A 19969-nucleotide genomic window follows, 5' to 3' on the forward strand; every position below is an offset into this window, starting at 1 on the left:
GGAGTGACATGACGACGATCCAGCACGCGCCGGCGACGCCGACGCGCTGCGGCCCCACCGTCCACCGCGCCGACACCGCGCCCAACCGCCGCCGCGGCGGGGACATCCGGGTGCTGCTCTCCCCGGCCAGCGTCGGGTCGACCGCCGGCTTCATGGGCACGCTGACCCTGGAGCCCGGCGAGGTCGTGACCGAGCACTGGCACCCGTACTCGGAGGAGTTCCTCTACTGCCAGGAGGGCGACGTCCTCGTCACCCTCGACGGCGAGGAGCGGCGGCTGGTCGCCGAGTCCGCCGTGCACATCCCGATCGGCGTGCGGCACCGCATCGTCAACGACACGGCGACGACGGCGACGTTCGTCTTCCTGTGCGGTCCGCTGGCGCCGCGCCCCGAGCTCGGCCACGTGGACACCGAGCTGCCGCCGGGCGTGCGGTGATGCGCGAGCGGAGGCGGGTCGTCGTCACCGGGATCGGGGTCGTCGCCCCGGGCTCGATGGGCCGGGAGGGCTTCTGGGACATGATCACCGAGGGGCGGACGGCGACCCGGCGGATCACCTTCTTCGACCCCGCCCGGTTCCGCTCCCAGGTCGCCGCCGAGGTCGACTTCGACGGCGTCAAGCAGGGCCTCACCGCCCAGGAGGTGTACCGCAACGACCGGTTCGTCCAGATGGCGATGGTCGCCGCGGACGAGGCGGTCGCCGACAGCGGGCTGCGGTTGGGCGTCGGGGACGCCGACGACGCTCCCGACCCCGACCGGGTCGGCGTCACCCTGGGCAGCGCGGTGGGCGCCACGATGCGCCTGGAGCAGGAGTACGTGTCGGTCAGCGACGCCGGCCGGCTGTGGCAGGTCGACGCGCGCTACGCCTCGCGGTTCCTGGCCTCGGCGCTGGTGCCGAGCTGCGGGGCCACCGAGCTCGCCGTCCGGTTCGGCGCGCACGGCCCGGCCACCGTCGTCTCCACCGGCTGCACGTCGGGCATCGACGCGGTCGGCTACGGCGCGCAGCTGGTGGAGGACGGGGACGCCGACGTCGTCGTCGCCGGCGCCAGCGACGCGCCCATCTCGCCGATCTCGATGGCCTGCTTCGACACCATCCGGGCCACCACCGACAGCAACGACGACCCCGAGCACGCCTCCAAGCCCTTCGACGCCCGCCGCAACGGCTTCGTCATGGGCGAGGGCGCCGCGGTGCTGGTGCTCGAGGAGCGGGAGCACGCCCGGCGGCGCGGCGCGGAGATCTACTGCGAGGTCACCGGCTACGCCAACCGCTGCAACGCCTTCCACATGACCGGGCTGCGGCCCGACGGCGTGGAGATGGCCGAGGCGATCGACCGGGCGCTCGCGCAGGGCCGCACCTCCCCGGACGAGGTCGGCTACGTCAACGCGCACGGCTCGGGGACCAAGCAGAACGACCGGCACGAGACGGCGGCGGTCAAGCGCAGCCTCGGCCCGGCCGCCGGCAGCGTGGCGATGAGCTCCATCAAGTCGATGGTCGGCCACTCCCTCGGCGCCATCGGGTCGATCGAGATCGCCGCGACGGCCCTGGCGGTGCAGCGCGGCGTCCTGCCGCCCACGGCCAACTACGAGGTGCCCGACCCCGAGTGCGACCTCGACTACGTGCCGAAGGTGGCGCGGGAGCAGAAGGTCGACGTCGCCCTCTCGGTGGGCAGCGGCTTCGGCGGGTTCCAGTCGGCGATCGTGCTGGCCAGCCCCACCCGGAGGGAGTCGTGACCGAGCTGCTGGTGACCGGGCTCGGCGTCGTCGCCCCGACCGGGGTCGGCGTCGAGGAGCACTGGGCCTCGCTGGTGCGCGGCGAGCCGGCCATCCGGCCGGTCGAGGGCTTCGACGCGCGGGCCTACGGGATCACGCTGGCCGGCCAGGTGCTCGACTTCGTGCCGGCCGACCACGTGGCGCCGCAGCTCATGGTGCAGACCGACCGGTGGACGTGGATGTCCCTGGCCGCGGCGACGCTGGCGGCCGAGGACGCCGGCTACACCCCGCCCGAGGACGACGTCTACGCCACCTCGGTGTTCCTCGCCTCGGGCTCCGGCGGCAACGAGTTCAGCCAGCACGAGATCCAGGGGCTGTGGGCCAAGGGGCCGAAGTCGGTGGGCGCCTACCAGTCGATCGCCTGGTTCTACGCGGCCTCCACCGGCCAGGTCTCCATCCGCGACGGCTTCAAGGGCCCCTCGGGCGTCGTGGTCAGCGAGGGCGCCGGCGGGCTGGACAGCATCGGCTGGGCGCGGCGGGTGGTGCGGCGCGGCACCCCGGCGGTGCTGGTCGGCGGCACGGAGGCCGGGCTGTGCCCGTACGCGCTGCTGTGCCAGACCACGGGCGGCCGCCTGTCGACCGCCGAGCGCCCGGAGGACGCCTACAAGCCCTTCGACCGGCGGGCCAACGGCCACGTCGTCGGCGAGGGCGGGGCGATCCTGCTGCTGGAGGAGCCCGGCGCGGCCCGGGCCCGGGGCGCCGAGCGGGTGTGGGGCGAGGTCGCCGGCTACGGCGCCACGCACGACGCCCACCACCACGAGGACCCGGCACCGGACGCCACGCAGTACGCGCGGGCCATCCGGCTCTCGCTGGCCGACGCCGGGGTCTCCCCCGACGAGGTCGACCTGGTGGTGGCCGACGGCGCGGGCGTCCCGGAGCTCGACCGGCTGGAGCTCGACGCGCTCGGTGCGGTCTTCGGCGGGCGCCGCACGCCGGTGCCGGTGACCGCGCCGTCGTCGTGGACCGGCCGGCTCATGGCCGGCGGCTCGGCGCTGAACGTCGCGACGGCGCTGCTGGCGATGCGGGACGGGATCGTGCCCGGCACCGCCCACCTCGACGACCCGGTCGACGTCCCGCCGGGGGTCGACCTCGTGCGGTCCGGCCGCGTGCAGGACCTGGCCACCGTGGTCGTCCTCGCCCGCGGTGCCGGTGGCTTCAACAGCAGCCTCGTGCTGCGCCGACACGCTGGAGGAGCGACGTCATGACCACCCTGGAGGAGCGGCCGGCGACGGCGCACGACGGCGCGGTGCGGACGCTGCTGCGCATGCGCGTGCGGGAGGGCTGCGAGCAGCAGTTCGAGGACGCCTGGCGCGAGGCCGCGGCGCACATCGCCGCCGTGCCGGGCAACCTCCGGCAGGAGCTGATGCGGGACTCGGCCGACCGGCGGACGTTCCTCATCGTCAGCGACTGGGCGGACAAGGCGGCGGTCGACGGCTTCGGCCGCTCGGCCGCCCGCGAGACGCTGACGGAGAAGCTGCGCGACCTGCGCGAGGACGCCGACCGCAGCACGTTCGAGGTGCTCTACGGCATCACCGGCGGCGAGCAGGCCTCCCACGTGCGCGTGGACATCAGCACCAAGGTGGCGCCCGGTGAGGAGGAGGCGTTCGAGCGGGCCTACGCGATCGTCACCGACCGGCTGCGCGGGACGAAGGGGCTCATCCGGGAGGAGCTGCTCAAGGAGGCCGACTCCGACCTGTACCACATCTTCGCCGAGTGGGAGTCCGACGAGGACTTCCGCAACTGGGTGGAGGACCCCTCGCACCAGGACCAGAGCGGTCCGCTCATCCGCTGGCTGTCGGTGTTCTTCCAGCGCAAGCTCTTCGAGATCCGGTACCGGCCGCAGGAGGCCGGCGTGCGCGGGGTCGCGGCGGCTCCTCCGGCCCCGCCCCCGCTCCCGTCGCGGACCCCGTGGACGTGCCGGAGACGCCGGCGTCGCTGCTGGGACCGGTCACCGCGCCGATCACGCTCGGCTCGCTGCCCTCCCCGGTCCCGGTCGCCAGCGCTCCCCCGGCACCGCCGGCCGCTGCGCGGACCCGCCCGGACGCCGAGGTGCTCGTCGTCGGCGCGGGCCGGCCGGGCTGACCGCCGGGATCGAGCTGGCGCGCCGCGGCATCGCCGTCCGCGTCGTCGACAAGCGGCCGGAGGCGTCCACGCAGGCGGACAAGGCCATCGGCATCCACTGCCGGACGATGGAGATCTGGGAGGACCAGGGAGTCGTCACCGACGCGATGGACGCCGGCAGCTGGCTCTACGGGCAGACCGTGTTCGTCAACGGCAAGCTCACGCACCAGGTCGACTGGTCGGGGCTGGAGGAGCTGCCCTACGCCCACCTCGGCCTGCCGCAGTACGACACCGAGCGGATCCTCGGCGCGCGGCTGCGGACGCTCGGCGTCGAGGTCGAGCGCGGCGTCGAGCTCACCGACTTCACCCAGGACGACGAGGGCGTCACCGCGCGGCTCGTGCACGCCTCCGGGGAGGTCGAGGCGGCGCGGGCGGCCTACCTGGTCGGTGCCGACGGCGCCTCCAGCGCGGTGCGCGCGGGCCTCGGGCTGACGTTCGACGGCGGGCTGTCGATCTTCCCGCAGCTGTTCATGCTCGGCGACGTCGACGTCGACTGGGAGATGCCGCCCGGGCACCTGGTGCGCTGGGTGCGGATCGAGGACGACGGCGACTTCACCGGCATGCTGGTCTGCGTCCCGCTGCGCGGCCGCAACCGCTACCGGGTGGCCACGCTAGCGCCCAAGCGGCTGCAGGACACGATCGGCAGCGGCGTCGTCCCCGCGGGGTTCTGGAAGGAGTACGACCCGCCGTCGCTGGCCGACATCCAGGCCGCCATCGACGACCTCGGCCCGGCGGGGACGACGGCGAGCAACCTGCGCTGGTCGTCGGTCTTCCGGATCAAGCACGGCATCGTCGACCGCTACCGCGTGGGCCGGGCCTTCGTGGCCGGGGACGCCGCGCACCTGCACCCGCCGGCCGGCGGCCAGGGCATGAACACCGGCATCCAGGACGCGTGGAACCTCTCCTGGAAGCTCGCCCTCGCCGTCCGCGGGGAGGCCTCCCCCGGCCTGCTCGACAGCTACGAGGCCGAGCGGCGCCCGGCCGGCAAGGCGATCGTCGACCGGGCCGTGGCCATCGCGTTCACCGACGAGATGGACATGGAGGACGAGAAGGCGCAGTTCCTGCTCGAGATGCAGATGACGATGAACTACGCCGACAGCCCGCTGGTGGGCCAGGCGGCCGGTTCCTTCTCCGGCGGGCCGGAGCCCGGGCACCGGGCACCGGACGTGACCGGCCTGCGCCGGTTCGGCGTGGCCCACGACGTGCGGCTGTTCGACCTCACCCGGGGCACGCACGCCACGCTGCTGCTCTCGGCCGACTCCTCGGCGGACCTCGCCGCCCTCGAGGAGCTGGCGACGGCGATCCGGCGCGACACCCGCGGGCAGGTGCACCCGTACCTGGTCGTGGCGCCGGGCACCGCCGTCCCGCCGCTGGTGGAGCTGCCGGTCCTCACCGACCCCGCCGACGGGTTCCGCACCGCCTACGGGATCTCCGGCCCGGGGACGGCGGCGTACCTGGTGCGGCCGGACGGGCACGTCGGCTTCCGCGGCCAGGGGGTGGACGCCGACGTCCTGCGCGAGCACCTGGCCGGCGTCTACGCGCTCTGAGCAGTCCGGTCCCGGGGAGCAGGGACGGCCGTCCCTGCTCCCCGGGACCGGGTCAGCCGGCGCGCAGCGCCGGGTAGTCGGTGTAGCCCTCGGCGCCGGACGCGTAGAACAGGTGCGTCCGGGGCTCGTTCTCCGGGTGCTCGCCGGCCCAGCGCTCGACCAGGTCGGGGTTGGCGATCACCGGCCGGCCCACGGCGACGACGTCGGCGTGCGCGGCCTCGATGAGCGCCACCGCCTCGTCCCGGGTGGTCACCGTGGAGAAGCCGCTGTTGACCATGAGGTGCCCGCCGAACCGCCGGCGGAGCTCCTGCACGAGGTCGCCGGCCGGCTCGCGGTGCAGCACCGACAGGTAGGCGAGGCCCAGCGGGCGGAGCTGGTCGAGCAGCGCGCCGTAGGTGGCCAGCACGTCGTCGCGGTCGGGCTCGAGGGCGTCCTGGATGCCGTGCTCCGGCGAGATGCGCAGGCCCACCCGGCCGGCGCCGATCGCCCCGGCCACGGCGGTGACGACCTCGACCACCAGGCGCGCGCGGTTCTCCGGCGAGCCGCCGTACTCGTCGTCGCGGACGTTGGACGACGGCGCGAGGAACTCGTGCAGCAGGTAGCCGTTGGCGCCGTGGATCTCCACGCCGTCCAGCCCGGCCTCGACGGCGCGCTCGGCGGCCCGGCGGAAGTCGCGGACGACGTCGCGGACCTCCTCGGTGCTCAGCGCGTGCGGCACCGGGTACGGGTGCTTGCCGGTGCTCGTGCGCGCCACGCCGTCGATGGCGATGGCGCTCGGGGCGACGACGCGGCGGCCGCCGTTGGTGTCGGGGTGGGTGACCCGCCCGCCGTGCATGACCTGCAGGACGATCCGGCCACCGCGGGCGTGCACCGCCTCGGCGACGCGGCGCCAGCCGGCCACCTGCTCGTCGGTGACGATGCCGGGCTGGCCGACGAAGGCCTGCGACTCGTGGTTGGGGTAGGTGCCCTCGGTGACGATGAGGCCGATCGAGGCGCGCTGCGCGTAGTGCTCGACGACGAGGTCCCCGGGGACGCCGGAGTCGCCGGAGCGCATGCGGGTCAGCGGCGCCATGGCCACGCGGTTGGCGAGCTCGAGGTCGCCGAGGGTCACGGAGGAGAACAGGTCCACGCCCGGTTGCGACACCGCGCGGGACCGGGGCATTCCGCGGTGCGGCCGGTGTCACAGGCGGCACGATGACGCCGTGTCCCTCCTGACCGACGCGGTCGACGGCTGGTCCCCGGACCCGGTCACCGACGCGGCGACCGTCCTCCCCGGGCCCCCGGCGGCCTTCGCCGCCCTCCTCGACCAGCCCGCGCCGCCCCTCGCCGACGGCGATCCGCTGCCGCCGGGCTGGCACGCGTTCACCTTCCTCGAACACCCGGCCACCGCCGACCTCGGCGAGGACGGCCACCCGCGCGCGGGGCGCTTCCTCCCGCCGCTGCCGCACCGGCGCCGGATGGTCGCCGGCGGCCGGCTGTCGGTGTCCGCGCCGCTGCGGGTGGGATCGGTCGTCGAGCGGAGGTCGTCGCTGGCGCGCTGCGAGGTCGAGGCCGGCCGCAGCGGGGAGATGCTGCTGGTGACGATCCGCAGCGAGTACCGGGAGGACGGCGCGCTGCTGGCCACCGAGGAGCAGGACGTCGTCTACCGCTCGCAGGAGGGCGGGTCCTCACCGGCGCCGGCCGGTGCGGGGTCGCCGGAGGTCGGAGGCGGGCACGCGGTGGAGGTGCTGCCGGACGCGGCGCTGCTGTTCCGCTTCAGCGCGCTGACCTACAACGCGCACCGCATCCACTACGACCAGCCCTACGCCACCGGCGTGGAGGGCCACCCCGGGCTGGTGGTGCACGGTCCGCTGCTGGCGCTGCTGCTGCTCGAGGTACCGCGCCGTCACGCGCCGGACCGGTCCGTCACGTCCTTCGCCCACCGGCTGACCCGGCCGGCGTACGCGGGCACGCTGGTGCGGGCGACCGGCCGGGTCGACGGCGACCGCGTCGACCTGACCGCCGCGGCGACGGGGCAGCCGGCGTCCGTCACCGGGACCGCGGTGCTGGAGGCGTCCCGGTGAGCGTGCTGAGCGCCGAGGAGCGCGACGTCGTCGGCACCGTGCGCACCTTCGTCGACCGCGAGGTGCGGCCGGTGGTGCGCGAGCTCGAGCACGCCGACACCTACCCCGAGGCGCTGATCGGGCGGATGAGGGAGCTCGGCGTCTTCGGGCTGGCGGTGCCCGAGCCCTGGGGGGAGGCGCCGGTGTCGATGCCCTGCTACGCGCTGGTCACCGCGGAGCTCGCGCGCGGCTGGATGTCGCTGGCCGGGGCCATGGGCGGGCACACCGTCGTCGCGAAGCTGCTCGTCGCGTTCGGCACCCCGGAGCAGCAGGACCGCTGGCTGCCGCGGATGGCGACCGGCGAGGTGCGGGCGACGATGGCGCTGACCGAGCCCGGCGGCGGATCGGACCTGCAGGCGATGCGGACCGTGGCCCGGCGCGACGGCGAGGGCTACGTCGTCGACGGCGCGAAGACGTGGATCACCAACGCGCGGCGGTCCCAGCTGGTCGCGCTGCTGTGCAAGACCGATCCGGCCGCGCAGCCGCGGCACCGCGGGATCTCGGTGCTGCTGGTGGAGCACGGTCCGGGGCTGCACGTCTCCCGCGACCTGCCGAAGCTCGGCTACAGGGGCGTGGAGAGCTGCGAGCTGGCCTTCGACGGGTTCCGGGCACCGGCCGACGCCGTCCTCGGCGGGGTCGAGGGGCGCGGCTTCGCGCAGATGATGACCGGCCTGGAGACCGGCCGGATCCAGGTGGCCGCCCGCGCGCTCGGGGTCGGGCAGGCCGCCTTCGACGACGCACTGCGCTACGCGCAGGAGCGGGAGAGCTTCGGCCGGCCGATCTGGCGGCACCAGGCCGTGGGCAACCTGCTCGCCGACATGGCCACCTCGCTCACCGCCGCCCGGCAGCTGGTCCTGTACGCCGCCGAGCGGTACGAGACCGGGCAGCGGTGCGACCTGGAGGCCGGGATGGCCAAGCTGTTCGCCTCGGAGACGGCGATGACGGTGGCCCTGGACGCCATCCGGGTGCACGGCGGGCACGGCTACTCGACCGAGTTCGACGTCGAGCGCTACTTCCGCGACGCCCCGCTGATGATCGTCGGCGAGGGCACCAACGAGATCCAGCGCGACGTCATCGCCCGCCAGCTCGTCGCCCGGGGCGGCCTGGACTGACGCCGGGCGTTCCCGCGGGGACGCCGGGGTGCCGGTCGACCGGGGGGACCAGCGGGCCGGGGCCGGGTCGACCGGCGGACGCGTCGAGGGCGGTCCCGGCCGGAGCCGGGACCGCCCTCGACGGGAGCGCGACGGATCAGGCCACCGCACGGCGGCGGGTGGTCACGGCACCGGCGACCAGGCTCACGAGCACCCATCCGGTCAGCACCAGGACCTGCGTCGTGCCGCCGGAGCCGAGCGCCAGTCCGAGCGTCGCGTCGGCCGGGTCGAGCTTCTCGGCGATGCCCGGCTGGGCCAGCCGCAGGACCGGCATGACACCCAGGACGGTCAGGTACAGCCCGGTCAGGGCCGCGGGCGAGTTCCCGACGGCCGCCCCGACCCCGGCGCCCACGACGGCGAAGGCCGCACCGGCGGCGACCACGACCCCGATCGCCCGGGGGACGCCGTCCCAGGTCAGGTCGCCGAGGGGAGCCAGCGCGAGCACGCCGGCGGTCGCAGCGGTCGCCACCGCGGCCAGGACCGCGCCGAGCAGGGCCGTCGCCACCGCCTTCGCGGCCACGACCCGCCCGCGGTGCGGAACGACCAGGAACGTCGTCTGCACGGTCCGGTGCGTCCACTCACCGGCGGTCGAGAGGACCCCGACGGACAGCAGGACCAGGACGGTGACCAGCCCGAGCGAGCCGATCGGCGCTGCTGCGGACCCGAGGTCGTCGTCGCTGGTCAGGGCGAGGACGGTCGCGATGCCGGGGGCGAGGAGGGCCGACGCCAGCGCCAGCGTCCTCCCGGACCGGGTGGACAGCGACTTGCGGATCTCCAGGCCCACCAGCGCGGCGGGCGACGCGCTCCGCTCGCGGACGGCGGGATGGGCGGTCGGGCGGGCGGAGGGGACGGAGGAGGTGAGGGTGGTGGTCACGACGAGCTCCAGGAGGGGGACGGGAGGGATCAGGAGGTGGTGGTGAGCTGGAAGAACAGGTCCTCGATGCCGCGCTGGACCGGGCGCAGGTCGGTGAGCACGTGGCCCCCGGCCGCTGCGACCGCACCGACCTGGCCGGGCTCGGCGCCGGGGACGACCAGGACGCCGTCGGCGCCGTGTTGCACGTGGAACCCCGCTGCCCCGAGCGCGGTGGCCAGGGCTTCCGGAGCGGCGGCGCGCACGGCGGTGCCCTCGGCGCCCAGCAGTTCGGCCACCGGGGCGTCGGCGACGATGCGGCCGCCGCCGATGACCAGCAGCCGGTCCACCGTGTGCTCGACCTCGCCCAGCAGGTGGGAGGAGAGGAGCACGGTGCCGCCCCGCGCCGCGTGGCCGCGCAGCAGGTCGCGCATCCAGCGGATGCCCTCGGGGTCCAGCCCGTTGGCCGGCTCGTCGAACACCAGCACCGGCGGATCGGCCAGCAGCGCACCGGCGATGCCGAGGCGCTGCCGCATGCCGAGCGAGTAGCCGCCGATGCGCCGCCGCGCGGCGGCGGACAGGTCCACCAGCGCCAGCACCTCGTCCACCCGGGCGGCCGGCACGCCGATCGCCGCGGCCAGCAACTGCAGGTGCACCCGCCCGGTCCGGCCCGGGTGCACCGCCGAGGCGTCGAGCAGCGTCCCGACGACGGCCCCCGGGTTGGGCAGGTCGGCGTAGCGCCGGCCGTCGACGAGCGCCGTCCCCGAGGTCGCCGGGACCAGGCCGGTCATCATCCGCATCGTCGTGCTCTTGCCGGCTCCGTTGGGCCCGAGGAACCCGGTCACGGTGCCGGGCTCGAGGGTGAAGGACACGTCGTCGACGACGGTCCGGGTGCCGTACTGCTTGGTCAGTCCGCTGACCTCGATCATGGGAGACCTCCTCGGTCGCCGACCGGCTCGTCCGGTCACGGCGACGAGAGTGGCCGCGGCCGGGCTCCCCTCGCGTCGGCCGCGGGGCTCGACCTGCGGCGCCGCGCGGGGGATCCCGTGTCATCCGAAAGGGGACACCAGCCCGAGACGTCCGGCCGACCCGCCGCCGGCCCGCGCCTGAATACGCTCCCGCCATGAGGCTCCGGGACCGCGTCTGGCCCGGCCTCCGCGCGCGCAGCATCGGGTTCGAGGCCCTGCTCGCGCTGGTGAGCACCGCGACGGTCGTCGTCGGCGCCGTCACCCCGGAGGCCCGCCTGGCGCCGGACGCCGTCCTCGTCGCCGGCGGCCTGCTCCTGGTCCTGACCCTGCTCCTCTTCCGGCGGTCGGCGCCGGTGGTGCCGTTCGTCGTCAGCGCCGCCCTCGGGGCGCTGGTCCCGGCGCTGACCGCCGGCATGCTGCTCACCGCCTACGCGGTCGGCCGATACGAGGGCCGGTGGCCGGTGCGCATCGCCGCCGGCGTGCTCGGGACGGTCGCGCTCGTCCAGCCCTGGGGCATCGGCACGGCGAGCGAGGTGGCAGGCGCCCTCGGCGGGGTGGCCATCGCCCTCGTCCTCCCCGCGGCGCTCGGGATCTGGCAGCGGACCCGCGCGCTGCTCCTGGAGGCGCTGCGCGAGCGGGCCGTGCGCGCGGAGGCCGAGCGGGAGCTGCTGGCCCGCAACGCCGTCGTCTCCGAGCGCACCCGGATCGCCCGCGAGATGCACGACGCCGTCGGGCACCGGGTGAGCCTCATGGTGCTGCAGGCCGGCGCCATCGAGGTGGCCGCCGGGGACGCGGAGCGGGTGGAGCAGCTGGCCGGTCAGGTGCAGACGGCGGGACGGCAGGCGCTGGAGGAGTTGCGGCAGATGGTCGGGGTGCTGCGCGCGGAGGAGGTCGACGAGGCCGCGCCGCTGGGTCCGCAGCCCGGGCTGGCCGACCTGCCGCGCCTGGTCGGGTCCGCGCGCGAGGCCGGAATGGCCGTCGACTGGTCCGGGCCCGCGGAGGGGACCGCGCCGGTCGACCCCGTCGTCGGCCGGGCGGCGTACCGCATCGTGCAGGAGGCCCTGACCAACGCCGGGCGGCACGCCCCCGACGCGCCGGTCCGCGTGTGCGTCGAGCGGCGGCCCGGCGAGCTGCGCGTGCGCGTGGTCAACGGCCCTCCGGGCCGCCCGCCCGCCGCCGTCCCCGGCGGCGGCTTCGGCCTCGTCGGGCTGGGCGAGCGGGTGCGCACCCTGGGCGGGCAGCTGACGGCCGAGCCGCGCCTGGACGGCGGCTTCGGCGTCGAGGCGGTGCTGCCGGCGTGAGCGCGCAGGAGGGCACGCGGCGGATCCGGGTGCTGCTGGTCGACGACGAGGAGCTGGTCCGCTTCGGCCTGCGGACCGTGCTGGAGGCGGCCGGCGACATGGACGTCGTCGGGGAGGCCGGCGACGGCGCCGCGGGGGTGGCCGCGGCGCGGGAGCTGCGCCCCGACGTCGTGCTCACCGACATCCGCATGCCCGGCACGGACGGCCTGACCGCCACCCGGGAGATCCTCGCGCTGCCCGACCCGCCGCAGGTCGCCGTGCTCACCACCTTCCACGTCGACGAGTACGTCTACGCGGCGCTGGCCGCCGGAGCCGCGGGCTTCCTGCTCAAGGACACCCCGCCCCGGCAGATCGCCGCGGCCGTGCGGGCGGTGGCCGACGGGACGGCGACCCTGTCCCCCGCCGTCACCGCCGGGCTGATCGCCTCCTACGTCGGCAGCCGGGCGAGCCCGCGGCGGGCCGAGGCTCTGCAGCGGGTGGCCACGCTCTCCGACCGCGAGCGCGAGGTGCTCGCCCTGCTCGGCAGCGGCGGGTCCAACGCCGAGCTCGCCGGCCGGCTGTTCGTCAGCGAGGCGACCGTGAAGACCTACGTCTCCCGGCTGCTCACCAAGCTCGACCTCGCCAACCGCACGCAGGCGGCGATCCTCGCCCACGAGGCCGGGCTGCTCGACGGCTGAGCTCCCGGCGTCAGCGGGACAGCAGCCGGCGGGTCTGGCGGGCGCGGGCCACCAGCCTGCCGTCGACGGCGCGCAGCTCGGCGTCGTCGACGGCGACGTCGCCGTCGGCCCACGTGGTGACCTGGTCGATGCGCACCCAGGCGCCGGTCTCCGGCGGCGGGCCGGCGAGGTGCGCGGTGAGCTCCACGGTGGGCATGACGGCCGGGGTGGTGCGGACGGCGAACAGCGACGGCGGCAGCGCGTCGAGCAGGACGCCGAGCTGCACGAGCGGTGGGAGGCCGCCGTCGATGCGCACCCACGCCGACAGCCGCGGCTCGGGGCCGCCGGCCAGCGGGCGGGAGGAGCCGAGCGCGCGGATCTCGGTGTGGTCGGCGATGGGCACCAGCTCGCGCGGGAGCCGGAACGGCACGCCGTCGCGGACCGCCGGCCCGGGCGGCGCGGGCACCGCCTCGGTGACCGGGGACGCCGGGCGGGCCAGCGTCAGGACCTGGGCGACGGCGAGCACCCGGTCGTCCTGGCTCATCGTGGCCCGGGCGCTGCCGGTGGTGCCGGCCCGGTCGGCGACGGCGTCGACCGACGTCGGCGTCCCCGGCTCGACCCCGGCGAGCAGGTGGGCGGTGACCGCGCGCGGGGCGGCGCCGGCCAGGTCCGCGGCGGCGGCCAGGAGGTGCCCGACCACCAGCCCGCCCTGCACGTGCGTGAAGGACCGCCAGCTCGGGTCGAAGACCAGCGCGGTGGCGACGGCGGCCGTCATGGGCCCTCCTCCCGGCTCGGTTGGACCGTCCAACCGGCCGGGAGGACCGTACCGCGATGTAGGTGGGGAAATCAAACCGATGTCTCGACGTCCCCCAGCGCGAAGGAGCCGGTCCGCACCTCCCCGACCCGCCGGTGGGCGGTCACCACCGCACCGGTCGAGGTCTGCACCGAGGAGACCAGCTCCCAGGTGCGCGGCGCGGCGCCGCCCTCGAAGAGCCGCTTGCCCTGCCCGAGCACGACGGGGAAGACGACGGTGCGCAGCTCGTCGACCAGGTCCTCGGCCAGCAGCGTCTGCACCAGCCCGATCGACCCGTGCACCTGCAGCTCCCCGCCGTCGGCGGCCGTGAGCTCGCGGACGGCGGCCGGCACGTCGGCGCCGAGCAGGCGGGCGGAGCTCCACTCCAGGGTGGTCAGCGTCCGCGAGGCCACGTGCTTGGTCTTCGTCTGCAGCGCCTGCGCGACCGGGTCACCGGTGGCGTCCACGTGCGGCCAGTGCGCCGCGAAGATCTCGTAGGTCGTGCGGCCGAGCAGGAAGTCCTCGGCGCCGCGGAACCAGGCGTCCATCTGCTGCCCGAACGCCTCGTCGGCGAAGGGCACCAGCCAGCCGCCGTGGGGGAAGCCGCCGGACGGGTCCTCCTGCGGACCGCCCGGGGCCTGGGCGACGCCGTCGAGGGTCAGGAACGTGGTGACGGTGAGCGGGCGCATCGGTTCCTCCTCCGGGTGCGGGGCTGTGGGGTGCAGACGGCGGACGGGTCCGCGACTCATCGGTCCGGGTGAGCCCCCGGTCGCGTCCACTCCAGTCGTGCACGACCGGTGTCGATGGGAGACCGAGACCCCTTCCGGACGAGGAGCACCGATGGCCCGACAGCGCACGGAGGCCGAGCAGCAGATCGCCGAGCTGCTCCGGACGGCCCGCAGGTCGCTGCACATGAGCGTGGCGTTCCTCAGCCGCATGGACGGCACCACGCAGCACCTCGAGGTGGTCGACACCCGGGTGCCGCTGCTGGTGCAGGAGAAGAAGGAGCAGGCCCAGGAGACCTCGTTCTGCCAGGCCATCCTCGACGGGCGACTCCCGGCGGTCATCGACGACGTGAAGCGCCACCCCGTGGCGATGTCCCTCCCCGCGGCCCGCATCCCGCGCATCCGCAGCTACGTGTCGACCCCGGTCACGCTCTCCGACGGCAGCCTCTACGGCACGTTCTGCGCCTTCGGGTTCACGTCCGACAAGGAGCTGACCACCCGCGACGAGACGCTCATGAAGGTCCTCGCCTCGGCCGCCTCGGTGATCATCGAGCCCGAGCTCCGCGAGCAGCAACGCCGCGACGACATCGAGGGCCGCCTCGACCCGCTCGTCGCCTCCGGCGGGCCGACCGTCGTCCTGCAGCCGATCGTCGACCTCGCCACCGGCGTGCGCGTCGGCGCCGAGGCGCTCAGCCGCTTCCCGCGCGAGTGGGGCAAGGGACCCGACGCCGTCTTCGAGGAGGCGCACAGCATCGGCCGCGGCCACGAGGTGGAGCTGCTGGCGCTGCGCGGCGCGGCCGCCCACCTGGACCGGGTCGGCGGGTACGTCGCGATGAACGTCTCCCCGCAGACCCTGCTGACGCCGGCCTTCGCCGCCCTGCTCGCCGACCTGCCGCTGGACCGCGTCCTGCTCGAGCTCTCCGAGCACGACCCGGTCGAGGACTACGACGCGCTCACCACCGCGCTGGTGCCCTTCCGCGCGGCCGGGATGCGGCTGGCCATCGACGACGTCGGCGCGGGCTTCTCCTCGCTGCGGCACATCGTGGTGACCGACCCCGACGTCATCAAGGTGGACCGCAGCATCGTCAGCGGCCTGCACGTGGACCCGGTGCTGTCCAGGCTGGTCGAGTCGCTGGTCGTCTTCGGGCACGGGTGCGGCGTGACGGTGGTCGCCGAGGGCATCGAGACCGCCGACGAGGCCGTCCACCTGCGCGACCTCGGCGTCGACCTCGGCCAGGGCTGGTACTTCGGGCGTCCCGGGCCGCCCGAGGCGCTCGCCCCGGTCGCGTCGGCGCGCCCGGTGGCGCAGCCGGCCTGACCCTCACCCCCCGGCCGGCCGCCGGAGCAGGGAGACGACGTGGTCGGGCGGGTCCACCGGGTTGTCCGGCGTCAGCGGGCCCTCGGCGACCCGCGTGAACCCCGCCTTCTCCAGCGCCCGCCAGGACGCGACGTTGCCCGCCGCCACCGGCACCAGGACGGCGTCGGCCTCCGGGTACGCCGCCCAGCTCTCCGCCACGAACGCGGCCAGCATCGCCGTCCCCGCACCGCCGCCGCGGACGTCGGGCTCCCCGATCAGGTAGTCGATCGACAGCGCCCGCGGCGGGACGTCGACCACCGGCGCGAGCTCCTCGACGTACTCCGGGAAGTCGGCGATCCGGTACCGCTGCACCAGCCCGAACGGCCGGCCCCCGGTCAGCGCGAGCAGGACCTCCGCGGGGTCGGTGCCGTCGATGCACGGGCCGAAGTCGGCCTCCAGCGCCTCGGGCGTGGTCTCGTGCGCCCACCAGCGCGCCACCAGCGGCTCGGTGAGCCAGCGGCCCACCAGCGGCAGGTCGGCGCGGGTCAGGGGGCGGAACGTGACCGGCCCGTCGAGCACGCGGTCACGCTAGCCCTCCCGCGGCGGCAGGAACGGCCGTTCCTGCCGCCGCGGATCCACCCGTTCGGGGGTACACGTCCTCGAGCCGGGCCCCACCGGTGTCGATGAGGAGGGGGACAGCAGTCCTCCCGAGGAGATCCAGCCGTGCACGCACCACGACGGACGTCCCCGTCCGGCCTCCCCGAGCGACGGGCCACCGTGTCGGTGACGTCCCCGGCGCTCGACGGCCTGTCCCGGGCCGCGGTCGAGGCCACGGCCGCCCTCGTCCTCGTCTGCGACGGCGGCGGGCGGGTCCTGCTGGCCAACCCCGCGCTGCAGCGGTTCACCGGCCGCACCCGCGAGGAACTGGTCGGCGCGCCCTTCTGGGACCTCGTGACCCTCCCCGAGGAGGTCGAGCTCGCCCGCGCCGCGGTGGCGATGGTCCTGTCCGGCCGCCCGGCGATCCCCGGGGAGGTCGACTGGCTCACCGGCGACGGCGACCGGCGGCGGATCGAGCTGCAGACCAGCGTCCTGGCGCACGACGACGGCCGGCCCTACGCCGTCGCGTTCATCGGCATCGACGTCACCGCCCACCGCGAGCGGGAGGCACGGGTGCGCCGGCAGGCGGTCACCGACCCGCTGACCGGCCTGGCCAACCGCAGCGCGCTGTTCGCCGTCCTCGCCGCCCGCCTGCACGTGGAGACCGGCGACGGCTGCGGGCTGCTGTTCTGCGACCTCGACGGCTTCAAGGAGGTCAACGACCGGTTCGGGCACGCCGCCGGCGACCGGTTGCTGGTGGCCGTCGCCGGGCGGTTGCGGGGGCTGGCCGGTCCCGACGACGTCGTGGCCCGTCTCGGCGGGGACGAGTTCGTGCTGGTGACGCGCGAGACGGACGTCGACGCCCTGGCGGCGCGGGCACGACGGCTGGAGGCGGTCATGGTCCCGCCGTTCGACGTCGCCGGCGCCGGCGGGGCCGAGGTCCGGGTCGGCGCGAGCACCGGGACGGCCGTCGGCGGCCCCGGTGAGGACCCCGACACCGTGATGACCCGCGCCGACATGGCCATGTACGGGGTGAAGAGCCTGCGTCGCGTCCGCCGGGGCACCCCGCCCCCGTCCTGAGCTCCCGTCCCGAGCCGGTCCGGGAACACCGCGGTCCGCGCCGGTGCTGTGCGCGGACATGCCGAAGACCTGGTTCATCACCGGCGCCTCCCGCGGCTTCGGCCGCGAGTGGGCGGTCGCCGCCCTCGAGCGCGGGGACTCCGTCGCCGCCACCGCCCGCGACACCGCCACCCTCGACGACCTCGTGCAGCGCTTCGGCGACGCCGTCCTGCCGCTGCCGCTCGACGTCACCGACCGCGCCGCCGACGTCGCCGCCGTCGCGCGGGCCGCCGAGCGGTTCGGCCGGCTCGACGTCGTCGTCAACAACGCCGGCTACGGCCAGTTCGGGATGATCGAGGAGATCTCCGAGGCCGAGGCCCGGGCGCAGTTCGAGACCAACCTCTTCGGCGCGCTGTGGATCACCCAGGCCGCGCTGCCGGTCATGCGCGCGCAGGGCTCGGGCCACGTCCTGCAGGTCTCCTCCATCGGCGGCATCAGCGCGTTCCCGAACATCGGGATCTACAACGCCTCGAAGTGGGCGCTCGAGGCGTTCAGCCAGTCGCTGGCCGCCGAGGTCGCGGGCTTCGGCATCAGGGTCACGATCATCGAGCCGGGCGCCTACGGCACCGACTGGGGCGGCTCCTCGGCGAGGCACGCGGAGCCGCACACCGCCTACGACGCCTTCCGCGAGGAGGCCGCCGAGCAGCGGAGGGCCCGCGCCGGTGACCCGGGTGACCCGGTGGCCACGCGCGACGCCGTCCTGCAGATCGTCGACGCCGACGAGCCGCCGCTGCGGGTCTTCCTCGGCGACGGCCCGCTGGCCATCGCCACCCGCGACTACGAGTCGCGGCTGGCCGAGTGGCGGCGGTGGGAGCCGCTCTCGGTCGCCGCGCACGGCCGGCGCGACTGACTCCCCCGGCCGGGGACGGGCGGACCGCCCCGGCCGGGCCCGGCGTCCGCGGCGTGCCGACCGCGACCGCCGCCGACGTCCTCGCCCACCGCGTCGCCGCCCAGCAACCGGACCGGGAGTCCGGGACGAGGCCGAGCGCCTGGCCGCGTTCCGCGGCATCCGGCTGGAGGCGGTCACCGTCCCCCGAGGGCCTTCGTGGCGCTGATGGCTCACGCGGCGAGCAGGTCCTCCGCGCCGTCCCCGGCGGCGACGAGGCCGGCGTAGCGGCCGCCGCGGCCCAGGAGCTCGGCGTGCGTGCCGGACTCGACCACGCGGCCGGCGTCGAGGACGACGATCCGGTCGGCGTGCCGCACGGTGGACAGCCGGTGGGCGATCGTGATCGTCGTCCGGCCGTGACGGGCCTCGTCCAGCGCCGCCTGGACCGCCCGCTCGGTGGCGGTGTCCAGCGCGCTGGTGGCCTCGTCGAGGACCAGCACCCGCGGGTCGCGCAGCAGCGTGCGGGCGATGGCCAGCCGCTGCTTCTCCCCGCCGGAGAACCGGTGCCCGCGGGCGCCGACGACGGTGTCGTAGCCGTCGGGCAGCGCCGCGATCACCTCGTGCACCTGCGCCCGCCGGGCCGCGGCCTCGATCTCGGCGTCGGTGGCCTCCGGCCGGGCGTGCCGCAGGTTCTCCCGCACGGTCGCGTGCAGCAGGTAGGTCTCCTGCGAGACGACGCCGACCAGCTGCGCGAGCGTGGCCAGCCGCAGGTCCCGCAGGTCGACGCCGTCGATCGTCACCCGGCCGGCGGTGGGGTCGGCCAGGCGGGCGACCAGCGAGGCCATCGTCGACTTCCCCGACCCGGTCTCGCCCACCAGCGCCAGCGTCGTCCCGGCGGGGACGGTCACGTCGACGCCGGTCAGCGCGGCGCGGGCGCCGTCGGGATAGGCGAAGTCGACCCGCTCCCAGCGCACCTCCCCGCGCACCGTCGCCGGGTCGACCTCCACCGGCTCGGCCGGGTCGTCGACCTCCACCGGCAGGTCGAGGTACTCGAACACCCGGCTGAACAGCGCCATCGAGCTGGTCACCGAGACGCCGACGTCGAGCAGGCCCATGAGCGGGCGGAACAGCGTGCCCTGCAGCGCGGTGAAGGCGACCAGCGTGCCGATCGTCATGCCGCCGGAGGTGGCCGGCAGCCCGGCGAACAGGTAGACCAGCGCGGGGATGCCGGCGAAGACGACGCTCATCGAGGCCATCCGCCAGCGCCCGGCCAGCTGTGAGCGGACCTCCAGGCCCACGAGGTCCTGCGACGTCGCGGCGAACCGCCGGGACGCCGCCGGGCCCGCGCCCAGGGTCTTGCCGAGCAGCACGCCGCTGACCGAGAGCCCCTCCTCGACCTGCCCGTGCAGGTCGGCGAGGTGCCGTTGCCGCTGCGCCGTGATCGCGCGGCGCATCCGGGCGACCCGGCGGGTCAGCGCGATCGCCGGCGGCAGCACGACGAGGGAGAGCAGCGACAGCCGCCAGGACAGCGCCACCATGGCCACCACCGTGCCGACGACGGTGGTGGCGTTGGACGCCAGCGACGTCGCCGTCGAGGTGACCACCGACTGCATGCCGCCGATGTCGTTGGTCAGCCGCGACTGCACCTCCCCGCCGCGGGTGCGGGTGAAGAAGCCCAGCGACTGGCGCTGCAGGTGGGTGAACACCGCCGTCCGCAGCCCGTGCATGACGCGCTGGCCGACCGTCGTGGACAGCCAGGTCTGCACCACCCCGAGGACCGCGGTCACCCCGGTGACGGCGACCATCCCGGCGACCGCCCAGACCAGCAGGCGGACGTCCTGCCGGGGCAGGGCCTCGTCGATGACCAGCCGGACGAGGAACGGCGTCGCCAGCGCGACGGCCGAGGAGGCGACGATCAGCGCCACCACGGTCGCGACCTGCCAGCGGTGGGGGGCGAACAGCGCCGCGACCCGGCGCAGGGAGACCGGCGCGCGCTCCAGCTGCGCCCGGTCGGCGGGGTCGACGGTCCGCCCGGACCCGCCCCGTCCCGAGCCGCTCCCGCGGCCCGTGGCGATCTCGTTGACGGCGACCACCTCCTGAGATGATTGCTGAGGGTACCTCACGTTCCGGTAACCACACCATCGCCGTTAC

The 19969-nt window shown here is 75.6% G+C and carries 19 protein-coding genes and 1 pseudogene; 13 read left to right on the forward strand and 7 right to left on the reverse strand.

Annotated features, from left to right (window positions below; genetic code table 11):
- Positions 1-8: 8 nt before the first annotated feature.
- The 6 genes and pseudogenes from JD79_RS05765 (at position 9) to JD79_RS05785 (ending at position 5433) form a co-directional block, all read left to right on the forward strand.
- Positions 9-434 carry a cupin domain-containing protein gene (locus JD79_RS05765; RefSeq protein WP_110004745.1) on the forward strand — a complete coding sequence of 142 codons (426 nt, stop codon included), beginning with the start codon at positions 9-11 and terminating at the stop codon, positions 432-434.
- Positions 434-1726 carry a beta-ketoacyl-[acyl-carrier-protein] synthase family protein gene (locus JD79_RS05770; RefSeq protein ID WP_110007464.1) on the forward strand — a complete coding sequence of 431 codons (1293 nt, stop codon included), beginning with the start codon at positions 434-436 and terminating at the stop codon, positions 1724-1726. The genes JD79_RS05765 and JD79_RS05770 overlap by 1 nt, the downstream gene beginning before the upstream one ends.
- The gene (locus tag JD79_RS05775; RefSeq protein WP_110004746.1) at positions 1723-2970 is read left to right on the forward strand and encodes a beta-ketoacyl synthase N-terminal-like domain-containing protein; all 1248 of its coding nucleotides are present in this window, start codon (positions 1723-1725) and stop codon (positions 2968-2970) included. The genes JD79_RS05770 and JD79_RS05775 overlap by 4 nt, the downstream gene beginning before the upstream one ends.
- Before the next feature lie 59 nt (positions 2971-3029).
- A pseudogene (locus JD79_RS05780) lies at positions 3030-3473 on the forward strand (antibiotic biosynthesis monooxygenase family protein); the annotation flags it as partial.
- Between the two features lie 200 nt (positions 3474-3673).
- Positions 3674-3847 carry a hypothetical protein gene (locus JD79_RS22475; RefSeq protein WP_170149053.1) on the forward strand — a complete coding sequence of 58 codons (174 nt, stop codon included), beginning with the start codon at positions 3674-3676 and terminating at the stop codon, positions 3845-3847.
- Positions 3848-3876: 29 nt separating this feature from the next.
- Positions 3877-5433 carry an FAD-dependent monooxygenase gene (locus tag JD79_RS05785; RefSeq protein ID WP_245900318.1) on the forward strand — a complete coding sequence of 519 codons (1557 nt, stop codon included), beginning with the start codon at positions 3877-3879 and terminating at the stop codon, positions 5431-5433.
- 52 nt (positions 5434-5485) lie between these two features.
- On the opposite strand, the gene JD79_RS05790 is transcribed toward JD79_RS05785, so the two are convergent.
- Positions 5486-6562 (reverse strand): alkene reductase, encoded by a 1077-nt coding sequence (locus JD79_RS05790; RefSeq protein WP_110004747.1) that lies wholly within the window; start codon positions 6560-6562, stop codon positions 5486-5488.
- Positions 6563-6635: 73 nt separating this feature from the next.
- Here JD79_RS05790 and JD79_RS05795 point away from each other — a divergent pair, with 73 nt between their 5' ends.
- Positions 6636-7496, forward strand: coding sequence for an HTD2 family dehydratase (locus JD79_RS05795; RefSeq protein ID WP_110004748.1), 861 nt, complete (start codon positions 6636-6638; stop codon positions 7494-7496).
- Positions 7493-8647, forward strand: a complete 1155-nt coding sequence (locus JD79_RS05800) for an acyl-CoA dehydrogenase family protein (RefSeq protein ID WP_110004749.1) — start codon at positions 7493-7495, stop codon at positions 8645-8647. Before JD79_RS05795 ends, JD79_RS05800 begins: the two co-directional genes overlap by 4 nt.
- A 136-nt stretch (positions 8648-8783) precedes the next feature.
- On the opposite strand, the gene JD79_RS05805 is transcribed toward JD79_RS05800, so the two are convergent.
- Both JD79_RS05805 and JD79_RS05810 read right to left on the reverse strand, forming a co-directional pair.
- Entirely contained in the window at positions 8784-9560 is a 777-nt protein-coding gene (locus tag JD79_RS05805; protein ID WP_110004750.1) for a hypothetical protein, read from the reverse strand.
- Between the two features lie 29 nt (positions 9561-9589).
- Complete coding sequence (locus JD79_RS05810; RefSeq protein ID WP_110004751.1) at positions 9590-10465, reverse strand: ABC transporter ATP-binding protein; 876 nt, start codon at positions 10463-10465, stop codon at positions 9590-9592.
- 194 nt (positions 10466-10659) lie between these two features.
- On the opposite strand from JD79_RS05810, the gene JD79_RS05815 reads away from it, so the two are divergent.
- Entirely contained in the window at positions 10660-11805 is a 1146-nt protein-coding gene (locus JD79_RS05815; RefSeq protein WP_110004752.1) for a sensor histidine kinase, read from the forward strand.
- On the forward strand, positions 11802-12482 hold the full coding sequence (locus tag JD79_RS05820; RefSeq protein WP_245899787.1) for a response regulator transcription factor: 681 nt from the start codon (positions 11802-11804) through the stop codon (positions 12480-12482). The genes JD79_RS05815 and JD79_RS05820 overlap by 4 nt, the downstream gene beginning before the upstream one ends.
- Positions 12483-12492: 10 nt before the next feature.
- Here JD79_RS05820 and JD79_RS05825 read toward each other — a convergent pair whose 3' ends face one another.
- The gene (locus tag JD79_RS05825) at positions 12493-13236 is read right to left on the reverse strand and encodes a thioesterase family protein (protein ID WP_110004753.1); all 744 of its coding nucleotides are present in this window, start codon (positions 13234-13236) and stop codon (positions 12493-12495) included.
- 71 nt (positions 13237-13307) lie between these two features.
- Complete coding sequence (locus JD79_RS05830) at positions 13308-13943, reverse strand: dihydrofolate reductase family protein (protein ID WP_110004754.1); 636 nt, start codon at positions 13941-13943, stop codon at positions 13308-13310.
- A 151-nt stretch (positions 13944-14094) separates the two neighbouring features.
- On the opposite strand from JD79_RS05830, the gene JD79_RS05835 reads away from it, so the two are divergent.
- A complete protein-coding gene (locus tag JD79_RS05835; protein WP_110004755.1) occupies positions 14095-15297 on the forward strand; it encodes an EAL domain-containing protein in 1203 nt (400 codons plus the stop codon).
- 3 nt (positions 15298-15300) lie between these two features.
- On the opposite strand, the gene JD79_RS05840 is transcribed toward JD79_RS05835, so the two are convergent.
- Entirely contained in the window at positions 15301-15855 is a 555-nt protein-coding gene (locus JD79_RS05840; protein ID WP_110004756.1) for a GNAT family N-acetyltransferase, read from the reverse strand.
- Between the two features lie 204 nt (positions 15856-16059).
- On the opposite strand from JD79_RS05840, the gene JD79_RS05845 reads away from it, so the two are divergent.
- Positions 16060-16953 carry a sensor domain-containing diguanylate cyclase gene (locus JD79_RS05845; RefSeq protein WP_245899789.1) on the forward strand — a complete coding sequence of 298 codons (894 nt, stop codon included), beginning with the start codon at positions 16060-16062 and terminating at the stop codon, positions 16951-16953.
- A gap of 58 nt (positions 16954-17011) precedes the next feature.
- On the forward strand, positions 17012-17842 hold the full coding sequence (locus JD79_RS05850) for an SDR family oxidoreductase (protein WP_110007467.1): 831 nt from the start codon (positions 17012-17014) through the stop codon (positions 17840-17842).
- 209 nt (positions 17843-18051) lie between these two features.
- Here the strand turns inward: JD79_RS05850 and JD79_RS05855 are convergent, their stop codons facing one another.
- Positions 18052-19941: an ABC transporter ATP-binding protein gene (locus tag JD79_RS05855; RefSeq protein ID WP_281270282.1), complete on the reverse strand. Its 1890-nt coding sequence runs from the start codon at positions 19939-19941 to the stop codon at positions 18052-18054.
- Positions 19942-19969 lie beyond the last annotated feature (28 nt).

Origin of the sequence: Geodermatophilus normandii (assembly GCF_003182485.1) — a bacterium.
Taxonomy (GTDB): Bacteria; Actinomycetota; Actinomycetes; order Mycobacteriales; family Geodermatophilaceae; genus Geodermatophilus; species Geodermatophilus normandii.

Coding starts and splice junctions, on each gene's coding strand:
- JD79_RS05830 (WP_110004754.1), bottom strand. CDS start 13,943: ATGCGCCCGCTCACCGTCACCACGTTCCTGACCCTCGACGGCGTCGCC.
- JD79_RS05815 (WP_110004752.1), top strand. CDS start 10,660: ATGAGGCTCCGGGACCGCGTCTGGCCCGGCCTCCGCGCGCGCAGCATC.
- JD79_RS05850 (WP_110007467.1), top strand. CDS start 17,012: ATGCCGAAGACCTGGTTCATCACCGGCGCCTCCCGCGGCTTCGGCCGC.
- JD79_RS05835 (WP_110004755.1), top strand. CDS start 14,095: ATGGCCCGACAGCGCACGGAGGCCGAGCAGCAGATCGCCGAGCTGCTC.
- JD79_RS05770 (WP_110007464.1), top strand. CDS start 434: ATGCGCGAGCGGAGGCGGGTCGTCGTCACCGGGATCGGGGTCGTCGCC.
- JD79_RS05810 (WP_110004751.1), bottom strand. CDS start 10,465: ATGATCGAGGTCAGCGGACTGACCAAGCAGTACGGCACCCGGACCGTC.
- JD79_RS05825 (WP_110004753.1), bottom strand. CDS start 13,236: ATGACGGCCGCCGTCGCCACCGCGCTGGTCTTCGACCCGAGCTGGCGG.
- JD79_RS05765 (WP_110004745.1), top strand. CDS start 9: ATGACGACGATCCAGCACGCGCCGGCGACGCCGACGCGCTGCGGCCCC.